The sequence below is a fragment of the Streptomyces sp. NPDC093097 genome, from assembly GCF_044754325.1.
In the GTDB taxonomy this organism is placed as follows: Bacteria; Actinomycetota; Actinomycetes; order Streptomycetales; family Streptomycetaceae; genus Streptomyces.
The window spans coordinates 1-13,066 of the sequence record NZ_JBIVOW010000020.1 but is presented as its reverse complement, the minus strand read 5'-3'; the positions used below and the strand labels follow the sequence as shown (position 1 = coordinate 13,066).

At 69.4% G+C, this 13,066-nt stretch carries 8 protein-coding genes; all 8 read left to right on the top strand.

The window, feature by feature from the left end:
• Complete coding sequence (locus ACIQE0_RS28740) at positions 1–1,542, top strand: hypothetical protein (RefSeq protein ID WP_402337662.1); 1,542 nt, start codon at positions 1–3, stop codon at positions 1,540–1,542.
• Entirely contained in the window at positions 1,494–2,123 is a 630-nt protein-coding gene (locus ACIQE0_RS28735) for an ATP-binding cassette domain-containing protein (protein ID WP_402337659.1), read from the top strand. Before ACIQE0_RS28740 ends, ACIQE0_RS28735 begins: the two co-directional genes overlap by 49 nt.
• A 13-nt stretch (positions 2,124–2,136) precedes the next feature.
• On the top strand, positions 2,137–3,075 hold the full coding sequence (locus ACIQE0_RS28730) for an ABC transporter ATP-binding protein (RefSeq protein WP_402337656.1): 939 nt from the start codon (positions 2,137–2,139) through the stop codon (positions 3,073–3,075).
• Positions 3,072–3,866: an ABC transporter permease subunit gene (locus ACIQE0_RS28725; protein WP_402337653.1), complete on the top strand. Its 795-nt coding sequence runs from the start codon at positions 3,072–3,074 to the stop codon at positions 3,864–3,866. Before ACIQE0_RS28730 ends, ACIQE0_RS28725 begins: the two co-directional genes overlap by 4 nt.
• A 316-nt stretch (positions 3,867–4,182) precedes the next feature.
• Positions 4,183–5,757, top strand: coding sequence for a TIGR02677 family protein (locus ACIQE0_RS28720; RefSeq protein WP_402337650.1), 1,575 nt, complete (start codon positions 4,183–4,185; stop codon positions 5,755–5,757).
• Positions 5,754–6,998 (top strand): TIGR02678 family protein, encoded by a 1,245-nt coding sequence (locus ACIQE0_RS28715; protein WP_402337647.1) that lies wholly within the window; start codon positions 5,754–5,756, stop codon positions 6,996–6,998. The genes ACIQE0_RS28720 and ACIQE0_RS28715 overlap by 4 nt, the downstream gene beginning before the upstream one ends.
• Positions 6,999–7,051: 53 nt before the next feature.
• On the top strand, positions 7,052–11,161 hold the full coding sequence (locus ACIQE0_RS28710; protein ID WP_402337644.1) for a TIGR02680 family protein: 4,110 nt from the start codon (positions 7,052–7,054) through the stop codon (positions 11,159–11,161).
• Positions 11,158–12,390 (top strand): TIGR02679 family protein, encoded by a 1,233-nt coding sequence (locus ACIQE0_RS28705; protein ID WP_402337881.1) that lies wholly within the window; start codon positions 11,158–11,160, stop codon positions 12,388–12,390. The genes ACIQE0_RS28710 and ACIQE0_RS28705 overlap by 4 nt, the downstream gene beginning before the upstream one ends.
• The last annotated feature ends 676 nt before the right edge of the window (positions 12,391–13,066 follow it).

Genomic DNA, 13,066 nt, shown 5'->3' with positions numbered 1-13,066 from the left:
ATGACGCCCCTTCCGCCACCCAGGACTTCCTCCTCACCGCCTGCGCTGCGCAACACCCTCGACTTCTTCCTCTTCGAGAGGTTGAACGCACTGGGCTGGAACATGCCACTGCGCACCTTTGCGCAACTGTGCGCCTTCGGCTACGCGTTGGTCCTGCCGCTCCTGCTGGCTGGTTCACTGTTCGGCTTCGGGGTGCTGCGCAAGGCGGTCCAGCTCCCGCCCGTCGTCATCGGTGCCGCGTTCCTGCTCGTTCATCTGTACGCAGGAGGTGCCTACTTGTTGCGTGAGGCGTTCTCCCGGAGGCGGCACAGCGTGAGTGGAAGCCCCAACGAAGGCTTCTTTCGCGCCCTGGACATCAGGGCGCGGGACGTCTTTCTGGTGTACTGCCTCGCCCGGATCGCGGTGTTCTATGGAGCGTTGCTGACCCTCGACACGGCGTTCCTCGTGGTCTACCGGGGCGCCTTGGGCCAGGGGGCCCTGGGATTGCTGTGCGTGCCACTCGCGCTCTTCACCCTCACCCTGGCAGTGTCCGTCCGGATGGCCTCGCACGCCGGCTCCACGCCCTCGGCAGGACTCAAGACGGTGGGCGCGCTGGGTGTCGCCTGCGTCATGGCAGGACTCTTCACGGGACGATTCCTCGGTGCTCTGCCGGCGGGCAACGCACCCGGGACAGCCTTCCAGGCCGCTCCCAGCGTTGCTGCGGATCAGCCGCTCATGCTGGTCATCACCAGTGGCACAACGAGTGCGCTGCTGTTCGTCGCGGCCGGTGTGTACGTCATCCACCACTACCGGAGCCTGGACCGAGCGTCCTTCGCCATCCGCCCGACAAGGCGACCCACCACCGCGCCCCCCATGGACTTCCGACCCAGGCGTCTCCCGCTCCTGCCCGTCGTGCACCGGCAGTTCACCACCAGCCGAACATATCCACTGGTGAGGCGGATGTATCTGGCGCTGCTCATGGCCGGGCTGCTTCTGGTCGGGGTACGCGCCTCGGAAACGGGCCGGCCACCCCTCGCCGGTATGGAGCGGCCCCTGACGCGCATCGCCGTCATCCTCTGCTTCGTCATGCTGCTGGGCTGCGTCGAGCTGCTGCTCGCCACCTGTGGGCCGACAGCCCTCGGCCCACAGTTCCGGTTCGCCTGGGAGAACATGCTCTCCCAGCGCAACATCTCGGTGAGCGCCGTCCTTTACTACACCGCCCATGTGCTGACCCTTACCAGTGGTGTGGCGGCTGCTGCCTGGCTGGCAAGCGGCACGCTGCTGTGGCAACTGCCGTTCCTGGGAGTGTCCGTCCTGTCCGCCACCCTGATCGCCGAATCGTTGACAACGGCCCCGAAAAGGCTGGTCGACGGCACAAGCACTCCGGGTGTCTTCGTGGCCTGTGTTTCGATCGGACTGGCTCTGCCGTCCCTCGCGGGCTGCTACGCGCAGTCGCCGCTCCCGCGCCTCCTGGCTGCCCTTTACTGCGTCTGTCTTCTTGGAGGAGGGATCACGTGCATCGGCCGTCGCATCAGAACGCTGCCATTGAGATCCGCGATGTGACAGTGGGCTACACCGAGGGAAAGCCGGTGCTCTCCGGGCTGTCCGCCTCCTTCAAGGGAAGGTCGCTGGTCTGGGTGCAAGGGGGCAACGGCGCAGGAAAATCCACTCTTGTTGAGCTCTGCTCCGGCTACCTGCCCCCCTGGCAGGGAACCGTACAGATCAACGGCATGGACGCGGGCACACCCGAGGCCCGCTCTGCACGCCGGATCTGCCGTACGCAGCCCGCCCTGTACCCGGACATGACAGTACGAGACCACATCGTCCTCGCCTCCCGGTGCGCCAGAGCGGACATGGAAGCCGGCTTGATCCGTGCAGTGCGCCTCGGCCTGGAGCCGTGGCTCGATCATGCTGCGAAGACGCTGTCCACAGGCAACACCCGCAAGCTCTGGTACGTCATGTGCACCCTGGGCGACTTCGACTGTGTCGTCCTCGACGAGCCGTTCAACGGGATCGACCAGGAAAGCGTGGAGAAAGTCGCCGAGGAGATCTGCCAATGGGGCGGCGAGCGTCTCGTGCTTCTCATCAGTCACACGCTCCCTCCGGGGCTCACGGTGACGGACGAATTTCATCTGCACCCTTGAGAACCGGAGTGACATGGCAGTGATCGAGGTCCACGGGCTCACCAAACGATTCGGCGACAGGACAGTGGTGGACAACCTGTCCTTCCGCGTGGAACCCGGCAGGATCACGGGATTCCTCGGCCCCAACGGCGCCGGCAAGTCGACGACCATGCGGCTGATGCTGGGACTGGATGAAGGGGAGGGGTTAACGCTCTTCGACGGCATGCCCTACCGCCGATTGCGCTTCCCCGCACGACGCGTGGGGGCGATGCTCGATGCGAAATCGTTCCACCCCGGACGATCGGCCCTCAACCACCTCCGGATGGTCGCCAAGGGTGCTGGACTGCCGGCCGAACGTGCCGAGCAGGTACTGGAGGCAGTGGGGCTCGCCCCGGTCGCCGCAGCGCGTCCCCGAGGATTCTCTTTGGGGATGAGCCAGCGGCTGGGGCTGGCGGTGGCGCTGCTGGGCGACCCGGACACCCTCATCCTCGACGAGCCCGCAAATGGTCTGGATCCGCAAGGAATCCACTGGCTCAGGTCTTTCCTCACCCAGTACGCCGCCAGCGGGAAATCCGTTCTGGTTTCCTCGCACCTGCTCTCCGAAGTGGAGGCCGTCGCTGACCGCCTCGTCGTCATCGGCCGAGGCCGACTCATCGCCGACGCCCCCAAGGCCGAATTCGTCCGCACCTTTGATCTCGAATCGGTCCACGTCCGCACTCCCGAAAGCGACAAGCTCGCCGGCGCTGTGGCCCATGAAGGCGGCACGGTGGCCGAACGGGACCACGAGCTTCTCGTAGTTCGCGGAGTGTCCCAGCGCCGCATCGCAGAGATCGCCGCCGCTTGCGGGATCTTCGTCTATGAACTGCGCACCGAGACAGCGACGCTGGAGACGGCCTTCCTCCATGCCTCCGCAGGGAAGACGGACTACGACGCCGTTGGTTCCGGTGCGGACGGAGAGAAGGTGACTGCGTGAGACTCGCACTCGCCTACGAATGGTGTCGGCTCCGCACGCTGCGCAGCACATGGTGGCTGGCCGTCACCACGCTGTTGGTGACCGCTGCGCTGGCTTGGGCCTTCGGGGCCCTGCTGGGGAACATGGCGACGGAGGTGGGCCAAGCCCCGCCTGTCACCGAAGCGCTGGTCATCATGCTGACGAAGTCTCCCGTCACACCTGTGATCGCTGGGGTCCTAGGCGTCTTCGCCATGGGGCATGAACACCGCTACGGGACCATCCGCACCACGCTCGCGGTAACGCCCCACCGCGTGACCGCTTTCGCCGCCAAGGCCTTGTCGATCGGTGCCTTCAGTACCCTTCTCGCCTTCGCGAATCTCGCGGTGGCCTGGCTGGTGGCACTTCCGTTGATCGGTGGGGACCGCTGGGAGGGGGTGTCACTTCCTCTGCTCGTCCGCGTCCACCTTGGACAGGTCCTGCTCGTCCTGGGCTGGGGCCTCGCCGGGGTCGCCCTGGGCACGATGATCCGTTCCCAGACAGCGGCACTCCTCACCCTGCTTGCGGTCCCTCTGGTGGTTGAACCGATGCTGCGAGCCGCCCTGAGGTCTTCCGGGCAGGCACTGTTGACCACTGCGTCCAGCTTCCTGCCCTTCACAGCGGGCAACGCCATGACAGGGGTACCCGGCACGGACGGCACACTCTTGGACAACGCTTCCCAACTGGGTCCGCTTGCGGGAGGTTTGGCCTTCTTCGCCGTGATCGCATTGAAGGGCGTGTCTGCGGTAATGCTCTTCAGGACTCGGGACGCCTGAAGGAACTCTGCGCCACTTGAACCTACGACAGCACCACCGGGGGCCTCGTCCCGACGCCACCGAGATGAGACCCCCGCGCGGTCACGGACGGCCTACTCTCTTTCCTGTCAGTGGCCTCGCAGTGCTCGCTGTCCGCCGTTGAACGGTGAACTCGATGTCGGCCGGTCATGGTGGGAACGGTGTGCGATCCGACCTGGCTGACGACCGAGGTGCCAGCCGTCAGCCAGGTCGCTGGTGCGGTCAGAACTAGGCGTAATTCGGTCAATTACTTTCGTCCCTTTCGATCATGGTCGGAGGGTCGGGAGAATGACAGGCGATGGATATGACTTCTCCCCGGCCGGAGGGCCTGCCGGCCGGGTACGGCCCGTTCGCGCACCTCACCGCCCCGAACGTGCTGCTCTACCGCGCGGTGATGCGGGCCTTCCTCGTCGCCAAGGAGCGGTTTGCCGTGCATCTGCGGCCCGAGGATGTGCAGGCCGGGCTGCACTCGGATGTCCGGCCTGAGGAGCTCGATGCGGTGGTCAAGGCGCTTGACAGCCTTGTGGGCTGGGGGAACCTGCGGGCCGATCCCGACACCGGGCGGGTCACCGCCGTGGAGGACTTCTACCGCAAGCGGTTCATCTACCAGCTCACACGTGAGGGGGAGGCGGCCGAGCGGGCCCTGTCCGCATACGACGAGGCGCTGGGGCGGCGGGGTGCGCTTCAGGCCGTCGCGTTGCGCGACATCGTGACGCAGTTGCGCGCGCTCCTCGTGCTCGCCGCCGAAGAGGAACCGGATCCGGCCAAGACCCATCTCGCGCTCGACGGGCTCGCCAGCCGCTTTGCCGCGCTCGCCGACAACGCGCGGGCCTTCATGGGCTCACTTCAGCGGACCATCGACCTCCATGAGGTCGGGGAAGACGTCTTCCTCGCCTACAAGGACCAGCTCATCCAGTACCTGGAACGCTTCATCCAAGATCTGATCACCCTCGGCGGACGCATCGCCCGGCTGATTCTGGAGCTGGAGAGCGAGGGCCGGATCCAACCCCTGTTGCTGGCCGCCGCGCGCCGTGAGGCCGCCGATGCCACTCCGCAGGAGGTGGCGCATGCCGAGCAGGCCGCGTACGAGCGGTGGGCCGGCCGGTGGGCCGGACTCGCGGCCTGGTTCCTCAGCCGGGACGGCCGGGAGTCGCAGGCCCGGCTGCTGCGCGGCCGGGCGCTGGGCGCGATCCCGCAACTGCTGGCCGTCGTACGGTCGTTGAACGAACGTCGGGCCGGGCGCTCGGACCGGTCCGCCGATTTCCGGACCCTCGCCCGGTGGTTCGCCGAGGCCCCCGACAACGACGCCCGACACCGGCTGTGGCGCACCGCCTTCGGGCTGTACCCGGCACGGCACCTCTCCGTGGACGCCGAGACCCTGGCCGCCCGGCTCGCCCGCCCGCAACCCGCGGCCACCGCGTGGGCCGACGCCGAGCCGCTGCACATCAGCCCGCAGCTGCGCCGCACCGGCAGTTACGAACGGCGCGGCAAGCCCCGCAAGGTGGAGGACCGGCAGGAGGCGCGGCGCCTGCTCGCCGAGACGGCCGCCAAGCAGGCCGCGGAGACCGCGGCCGCACGGGCCCGGCTCGCCACCGACGGCATCGTCAGACTGTCCGGGCTCGGTGAGCTCGACCCCACCAGCTTCCGGCTGTTCCTCCAGCTCCTCGGCGACGCACTGGCCACCTGGCGCCCCGGTATGACGCACACCGTGGCCACCAGCAACGACGGATCCATGGAGATCCGGCTCACTGCCGTCACCGACGGGTCCACCGCCGAGGTCCGCACACCGGGCGGTGTGTTCCGCGGCCCCGACCACACCATCGAGATCGTCGACCTCACCGAGGGCCAAGAGGAAGGGAGCATGGGACCGTGACCACCCCGCTCGCCGAAGTGCTGGACGGGCAGCACGCCGCCGAACTGCGCAAGGCCGCCCGCGCCCTCCTGAAACATCCCCTGCTGCTCGCGCACGGCACGCACGCCGACGAGTTCCGTCTCGTCCGGCGGCACGCCTCCGAGCTGCGCGAGTGGTTCGACCGCAACACCGGCTGGCCCCTCCAGGTCGATGCCGAGACGGCGAGGCTCGGCAAGGTCCCGGTACGCCTCACCGACGCCACCCATCCGGCCCGCGAGGCCACACGGAGCGCCGCACCGTTCACCCGGCGCCGGTACGTCCTGCTGTGCCTCGCCCTCGCCGCCCTCGAACGGGGCGAGGCGCAGATCGCACTGGGCCGACTCGCCGATCAGGTCGTCCTCGACGCCGCCGACCCCCAACTCGCGGCCGCAGGGATTCGGTTCACCCTGGACCGTCGAGAGGAGCGGCTCGACCTGGCAGCCGTCGTACGGCTCCTGCTCGGCCTCGGGGTCCTGCGGCGGGTCGCCGGCGACGAGGACGCGTACGTCAGCGGAGCCGGCGACGTCCTGTACGACGTCGAACGGCGCGTGCTCGCCGGACTGCTCGCCACCCGCCGGGGCCCCTCCACGATCCGAGCCCGGGCGATGGAAGAGCGCCTGGCCGAGCTCACCGCTGAGACGGCCCTCGACAGTGACGAGCTGCGTTTTCGTGCGATGCGCCGCGCGCTGACCCGTCGGCTGCTGGACGACCCCGTGCTCTACTACGACGAACTGACCGACGCCGAGCTGGGCTATCTCACCCGCCAGCGCGGCTTCCTCACTGCGCGGATCACCGAACTGACCGGGTTGGTCGCCGAGGTCCGGGCCGAGGGCATTGCCATGGTCGACCCCGAGGACGACCTCACCGACATCCGCATGCCGGAATCGGGGACCCACGGTCACGTCACCCTGCTGCTCGCCGAGCACCTCACGGCAGCCGGGGGATTCGTCACCACAGCCGCTCTGGAGCGTCGTGTGGCCGACCTGGCCTCGGAGCACGGCGGCTTCTGGTCCAAGTCCGCGCGGGAGCCGGGAGCCGAGGGAGAACTGGTGGAGCAGGCGGTCGCGAGGCTCGCCGCCCTCGGCCTGATCTCCCGTAACCCTGAGGGGGTCGTGCCCCGCCCGGCACTCGCCCGGTACGCGGTCGGTCCGACCGTCGTCATCCACCCCGGGGCGGCGGCCACCACCGCGGTGCCCGCACCGCGAAAGGCAGGCCGACGGTGATCCCCTGTAACGGACTTCCGACCCCTGCGCGCTCCCGCTGGCAGCCCCTGCGGATGGGTCTCGTCGACCTCTTCCACTACGACGTGGAGGAATTCCACTTCCGTGACGGCAGGCTGCTGCTCCGCGGGAACAACGGCACGGGCAAGTCCAAGGTGCTCGCCCTGACCCTGCCCTTCCTCCTCGACGGAGACCTCAGCGCCCGCCGGGTCGAGCCGGACGGGGACGCGGGCAAGCGGATGGAGTGGAACCTCCTCCTAGGGGGCAAGCACCCTCACTCCGAACGACTCGGCTACACCTGGGTCGAGTTCGGGCGCCGCGACGAGGTGAGCGGGGAGGAAGACTTCCGTACGCTCGTCTGCGGCCTCAAGGCCGTCAGCGGGCGGGGCATCGCCCGTCACTGGTGGGCGGTGACCGCGCAGCGGATCGACCACGCACCAGCCGAGGCGCGCTCACAGGGCTCCCTCAGCCTCCTCGACGCCACCGCTACCGTGCTGTCCCGAGACCGGCTCATCGAGGCGGTATCCGGACACGGAATGGTCTACGACCGGGCCAAGGCATATCGCCGCGCCGTCGACGAGGCACTGTTCGGTCTCGGTGAGCAGCGCTACGGGGCCCTGGTGGACCTGCTCATTCAGCTGCGCCAGCCCCAGCTGTCCAAGCGCCCCAACGAGGCCGCTCTCTCCCGCGCCCTCACCGAGGCCTTGCCGCCCATGGACCAGGCCGTGATCGCGGACGTGGCGGAAGCCTTCCGTTCCCTGGATGAGGAGAAGGAGGAGCTGCGGGCAGCCGGGGCCGCCGAGCGCGCCGCCTCCGCGTTCCTCGACCACTACCGGCGCTACGCGCGCATCGCCTCCCGCCGCCGGGCACGCCTTCCACGGACCGAACACTCGAAGTACGAGCAGCTCCTGCGTGATCTCACGGCGGCACAAACCGAGAAGTCCGAGGCCGAGAGTGAGCGGGACGCCATCGGCGAGCGCATCACTGAGCTGACCGAGACGCAGGCGAGGTTGGAGGCGGCGGAGGCCGCCCTGCGCGAAGGTCCGGAGATGCGCAACGCCCGTGAACTGGAGCGCGCCACACAGGCGTTGGAGCGTTCCGCGAAGGCCCATGGCCAGGCACGCGCGGATCAAGAAGAGGCCCTTGCGCAGCACACCCGGGCGCTCGGCCGCCTCGGCACCGCCGAGAACCGGCTCCGGGTCGCACACGAGCAGGCCGGGCACACGTTCCGCAGTGCGCGGGAAGCAGCTGCCGCAGCCCGACTGGAGCTGCCCGGGGACGAGGAACTGGCGACGGCCGAGCTACGTGCCGCGGTAGCCGATGCGACCGACCGCCGGCACCGCACCCTCGCACACATGGAGGGCCTCGTGGACCGGGCCGACGAGGCTGCGGCCGAACACCGGAAGGCTGTGCTGCGGCTCGACGAGGCGGAGACCGACCTGGCGCAGGCCGACGAGGCCCAGAACACGGCCGATGAGGCCGTGACGGCCGAGGGGCGAGCCCTGGTCGATGCCGTACGTGAGCATGCGGGCCGGTGCGAGGCGCTTGCCTACGTCGACCTCACCGGGCTGTTGGACGAGCTCCAGGAGTGGACTCGGCACCAGGACGGCCCCAACCCGGCCAGGCGGCACGCAGCGCAGGCGCACACCGCCACGGCAGCGGTGCTCGCCGAGCAAACGGCGCAAGCGGCGCAGCGCCGGAACAGCCTGGCTGCTCGTACGCGTCAGGCGGAGGAGGAACTCGCATCCCTGGAGGCCGGTGGCGGGCGCGGGCCGGTGACACCGCCCACACGGACGCCGGGCCTTCGCGACGAGATGGCGGGCGCTCCCCTGTGGCGGCTGATCGACTTCCAGGACCAGGTCGAAGACCGTGACCGGGCAGGGCTGGAGGCGGCCCTCGAAGCGGCCGGACTGCTGGATGCATGGGTGTCCCCCGAGGGCGAAGCCCTCGCCGTGGACGGCCATGATGTGCTTCTCGACCCGAAAACGGGGCCAGTTGACGGACCGTCGCTCATCACCGTCCTGCGCCCGGCCGTGGACCGGGGCGATGCCCGGGCAGCCGCCGTGGGGGAGGAAGCGGTGGCCCGTCTGCTCGCGGCGATCGGCCTCGGTGCGACTGCCGGGATCACGACCGCGGGCACGGAAACGCCGGATGCCGTACGGAGGAGTACGAGGACGGCGGGGGACACGTGGGCCGCGGTGGACGGAACCTACCGCGTCGGTGCCCTCACCGGTCGCTGGGCCAAGCCGGCAGCCGAGTACATCGGTGAAGGCGCCCGGGAGGCCGCGCGGCGCATCCGCGCCCACGCCCTGCGCGCCGAACTGGACGTCCTCCGCGGGGACTCGGCGTGCGTCTCGGCTGAGGTGCAGGCGTTGGCGGCTCGCCGTTGCACCCTCGACGCCGAGCTTGCCGCCGTGCCGGACGAGACCGCGTTGACCCGATCCCACGCCCGCGCCGCGGCGGCCGCCGAGACCGGCCGCCGGACAAGGGCCCGTCGTGAGGAGCGGGCCACCGAAGTGCTGGCCGCGGCCGAACCGGTCGAGCGGGCCAACGCCGACCTGCATGAGGCGGCAGCCGATCTGGGACTGCCCGCGGACCGTCCGGCCTTGGCGGGCGTTCGGCAGGCGCTCACCGAACTCGCCGCAGTGCTGGCTGCGCTCTGGCCCGCACTGCGCGAGCGGACGGAAGCGGCCCAGCAGGTGGGGGAGGAACGGGAAGAGGTCGGCCGGGTGGCGGAGCGCTCCGCTGAACTCGGCCTTCGCACGCAGGCGATCGCTCGCGAGGTGGCAGCCGCCGATGAGCGGCTTGTCACGCTGCGCTCGACTGTGGGTGCGGCCGTGGCCGAGCTGGAGCGGCGGCTCGCCGAGGCCGCTCAGTCTCTGCGCGGCTGCGCGGCAGAGCAACTGCGGTGCCAGGACAGCCGCATGCAGGCAGACGGGCGGGCCAACCGGGCTCAAGGGCGGATCGAACAGCTGGAGAAGGACGTCACCGGTGCTGTGGCCGCGCGTTCGGAGGCCATCGCCGCGCTCCAGCGTTTCGCGACCACCGGGCTCATCACGGTCGCGCTTCCCGAGCTCCCCGTACCCGCGGCGGGCGACGGCCCCTGGGCAGCCACCCCGGCCATCGCACTCTCCCGGTCCCTGGAGGCGGAGCTGGCGGCCACCGACGACTCGGACGGGGCCTGGGAACGCGTGCAACGGCGTCTGAGTGAGGAGTTCAAGACGCTCCAGGACGCGCTGTCCCGCCACGGCCACACCGCCTCGGCCCGGATGGTCGAGGACGGCATGGTCGTCGACATCGTGTACCAGGGCCGTGAGCGGGCCGTGCCTGAACTCGCCGACGCGCTGGCCGTGGAGGTCGGCGAACTCACCCGCATCCTCTCCGCGCACGAACGCGAGATCCTCGAAACCCACCTCATCACCGAAGTCGCGGGCACTCTCCAGGAACTCATCGGGGCCGCGGAACGCAAGGTATTGGCCATGAACGCCGAGCTGGAGGAGCGCCCGACATCCACCGGCATGACGCTGCGGCTGGTATGGCGAGCCTCCCGCAAGGCTCCCGCGGGCCTTGCCCAGGCCCGTGGCCGGCTGCTTCAGACGGCCGATGCCTGGACTCCCGAGGACCGGGCCGCAGTCGGGGAGTTCCTGCAGACGCAGATCGCCCGCCAGCAGACGGAGGACACGGCGGGCAGCTGGTCGGAGCACCTTGCGGCTGCCCTGGACTACCGCTCGTGGCACGAGTTCGCCGTCGAGCGCTGGCAGCACGGTCGCTGGGTACCCGCCACTGGGCCGGCTTCGGGCGGTGAACGCGTACTCGCCGTATCCGTACCACTGTTCGCCGCAGCTTCCTCGCACTACGCGAGTGCGGGGAGCCCGCATGCGCCACGGCTCGTCACCCTCGACGAGGCGTTCGCGGGAGTCGACGACGACTCCCGCGCCAAATGCCTCGGGCTTCTGCATGCCTTCGACCTGGACGTCGTCATGACCAGTGAGCGGGAATGGGCCTGCTACCCGCAGGTGCCGGGCATCGCCATCGCCCAGCTTTCCCGCGTCGACGAGGTGGCTGCCGTCCTCGTCACCCGCTGGGAGTGGGACGGGACGGCCCGTACCCGGCAGGAAGATCCGGTGCGGCCGGCGGAACAGGAACCGGAGTTCCTGTGGACATGACGTGGCCGGCAGCCGACGATGACCGCCTGCACCGGCTCCTCGGGGGCCCCGATCTGGCGTGGCTGCTGGAGCGCGCACGCCGCCGGCTCGAACGCGGAAAGCTGCTCACCGGATCGGTGTCCCTCGCCGCTCCCACGCTCGCGCAGCGTGCCGCGGCCGAGCGGCTGCTGGGACGGGCTCCGGGTGGTGGTGCGTCGCTGACGGTACGGCTCGACGCGGTGGATGCCGTACTGCGCAGATCCGGCATCAGCCCTGAGGGCCTGTCCGCGGCCGTCATCGCACTCACGGGTCCCGTCGTTCTCCTCGCGGAGGCCCGCCGGAGCGACGAGCGGGCCTGGGAGGAGGCGTACGCGCCCCTCACCCGGCTTGCGGACGACCTTCCAGGTCTCGCAGGGTGGGCCGCGCGTGTTCGTGACGAGGGCCTCGTGCGGCGTGTCGCCCGTACGCCCGACTCCGCTCGCCTGCTGCTTGATCAGGCCGTCCGCGTACTACGGGAACTGCCTGCCGAACCGGCGCGCTCCCTGTCGGTCTTCGCCGCGGACGCTTTGGGAAATGCACATGCACTCGACAACGGCACGTCGCTTGCCACCCTTGTCCTCTCTGGCGTCCGCGCGTTGACCGGCCACCCCGAGGGAACCGGAGCGGCCTGGCGGCGGGCCGCGTGGGCTTCCGCCGGCCTCCTGCGGGACGACGTCTCGTCGACGGTTCTCACTCTCAACCTTCGCGGCACCCCGGCTCTGGACTGGATGGCCGACATGGGTGATCCATGCGTACTGACCCTCAGACAGCTCGCCCACCGTCCGTCGAGGACGGCACCGCCTGTGGTCCACATCTGTGAGAACCCTGCGGTCCTGTCGGCTGCGGCGGACGCCTACGGCCCGGACGGCCGACCGCTGGTCTGCCTCCAGGGCCAACCGTCGGCTGCTGCTCTGACCCTTCTCGGCCGTCTACACGAGCTCGGCGCTGCCTTCCGCTACCACGGCGACTTCGACTGGGGTGGCTTGCGCATTGCCACGACATTGCTGTCTCACGTGCCGTGGCAGCCCTGGCACTACAGGGCTGACGACTACCGCGAGGCGGTATCGGCGGCTGGGCCAGATGCGCAGCTCCTGTCCGGAAAGCCGGCCCCGTCACCATGGGACCCGGATCTGGCACCCGCCCTCGCTGAACACGGGCTGCGCATAGAGGAAGAGGCCGTACTGGAAACGCTGCTGGGGGACCTTCGGTAAGGGGGCCGCAACGTCCGAGCGGGCGTGAAGAGGCGGTTGAGGTACCTGGTCCTGACGAGGAGCTGCCTCGCTTCAGCCCGGCTGCGGGCCACCTGCCCAGCAAGCAACCTGGAGGGCGCAAGTCTGGCCGTGACGCTCGTTCGGCAGTCCGTTTCCGAGCCGAAGACCCCTCGCAGCAGGCTCACCACTGCGCGTGCGCTGGCACGGCACAGGCCATCGAAATGCGCCTGCATCGTAGGTGCCCCCGGCGACCAGGTGGTCCGGCGACCTCGCCGCCCGGGATGGCTCGAACCATGGAGGACGTACCCCCCAGTCGCGCCGCACCCGTAGCATCGTGTAAGTTCTTCGAGTTGCCAGAGAGCCGGAACGGTTCTGCGGCAGCCATCCCGCCGCATCGCGGCATCTCACTACTGCACGGCCCCTCAACGGGATCGAATTCCGCATGTCGAAATTCATTCCGGGCGTCTGATTAGGCGTCACCGAGGAATTCCGCTAACGTAGTGGACACCCCGCCGACGGGGAATCGGAACGAAATTCGAACCGACCGCAGCTCCCTTCCGGAGCCGCCCGGAACGAAAGAAGATCTGATAAAGTCGGAAAGGTCGAAAAGCGAAAGCGAAGCGGCCGAACCCCGCTCCAACAGGGGGCCGGAGACGGAAACGGATCTGGTACGGTT

What these genes read in the sequence shown, in the direction of transcription:
- ACIQE0_RS28705 (WP_402337881.1), top strand. Translation starts at nt 11,158, where the DNA reads ATGACGTGGCCGGCAGCCGACGATGACCGCCTGCACCGGCTCCTCGGG.
- ACIQE0_RS28710 (WP_402337644.1), top strand. Translation starts at nt 7,052, where the DNA reads ATGGGTCTCGTCGACCTCTTCCACTACGACGTGGAGGAATTCCACTTC.
- ACIQE0_RS28720 (WP_402337650.1), top strand. Translation starts at nt 4,183, where the DNA reads ATGGATATGACTTCTCCCCGGCCGGAGGGCCTGCCGGCCGGGTACGGC.
- ACIQE0_RS28740 (WP_402337662.1), top strand. Translation starts at nt 1, where the DNA reads ATGACGCCCCTTCCGCCACCCAGGACTTCCTCCTCACCGCCTGCGCTG.
- ACIQE0_RS28730 (WP_402337656.1), top strand. Translation starts at nt 2,137, where the DNA reads ATGGCAGTGATCGAGGTCCACGGGCTCACCAAACGATTCGGCGACAGG.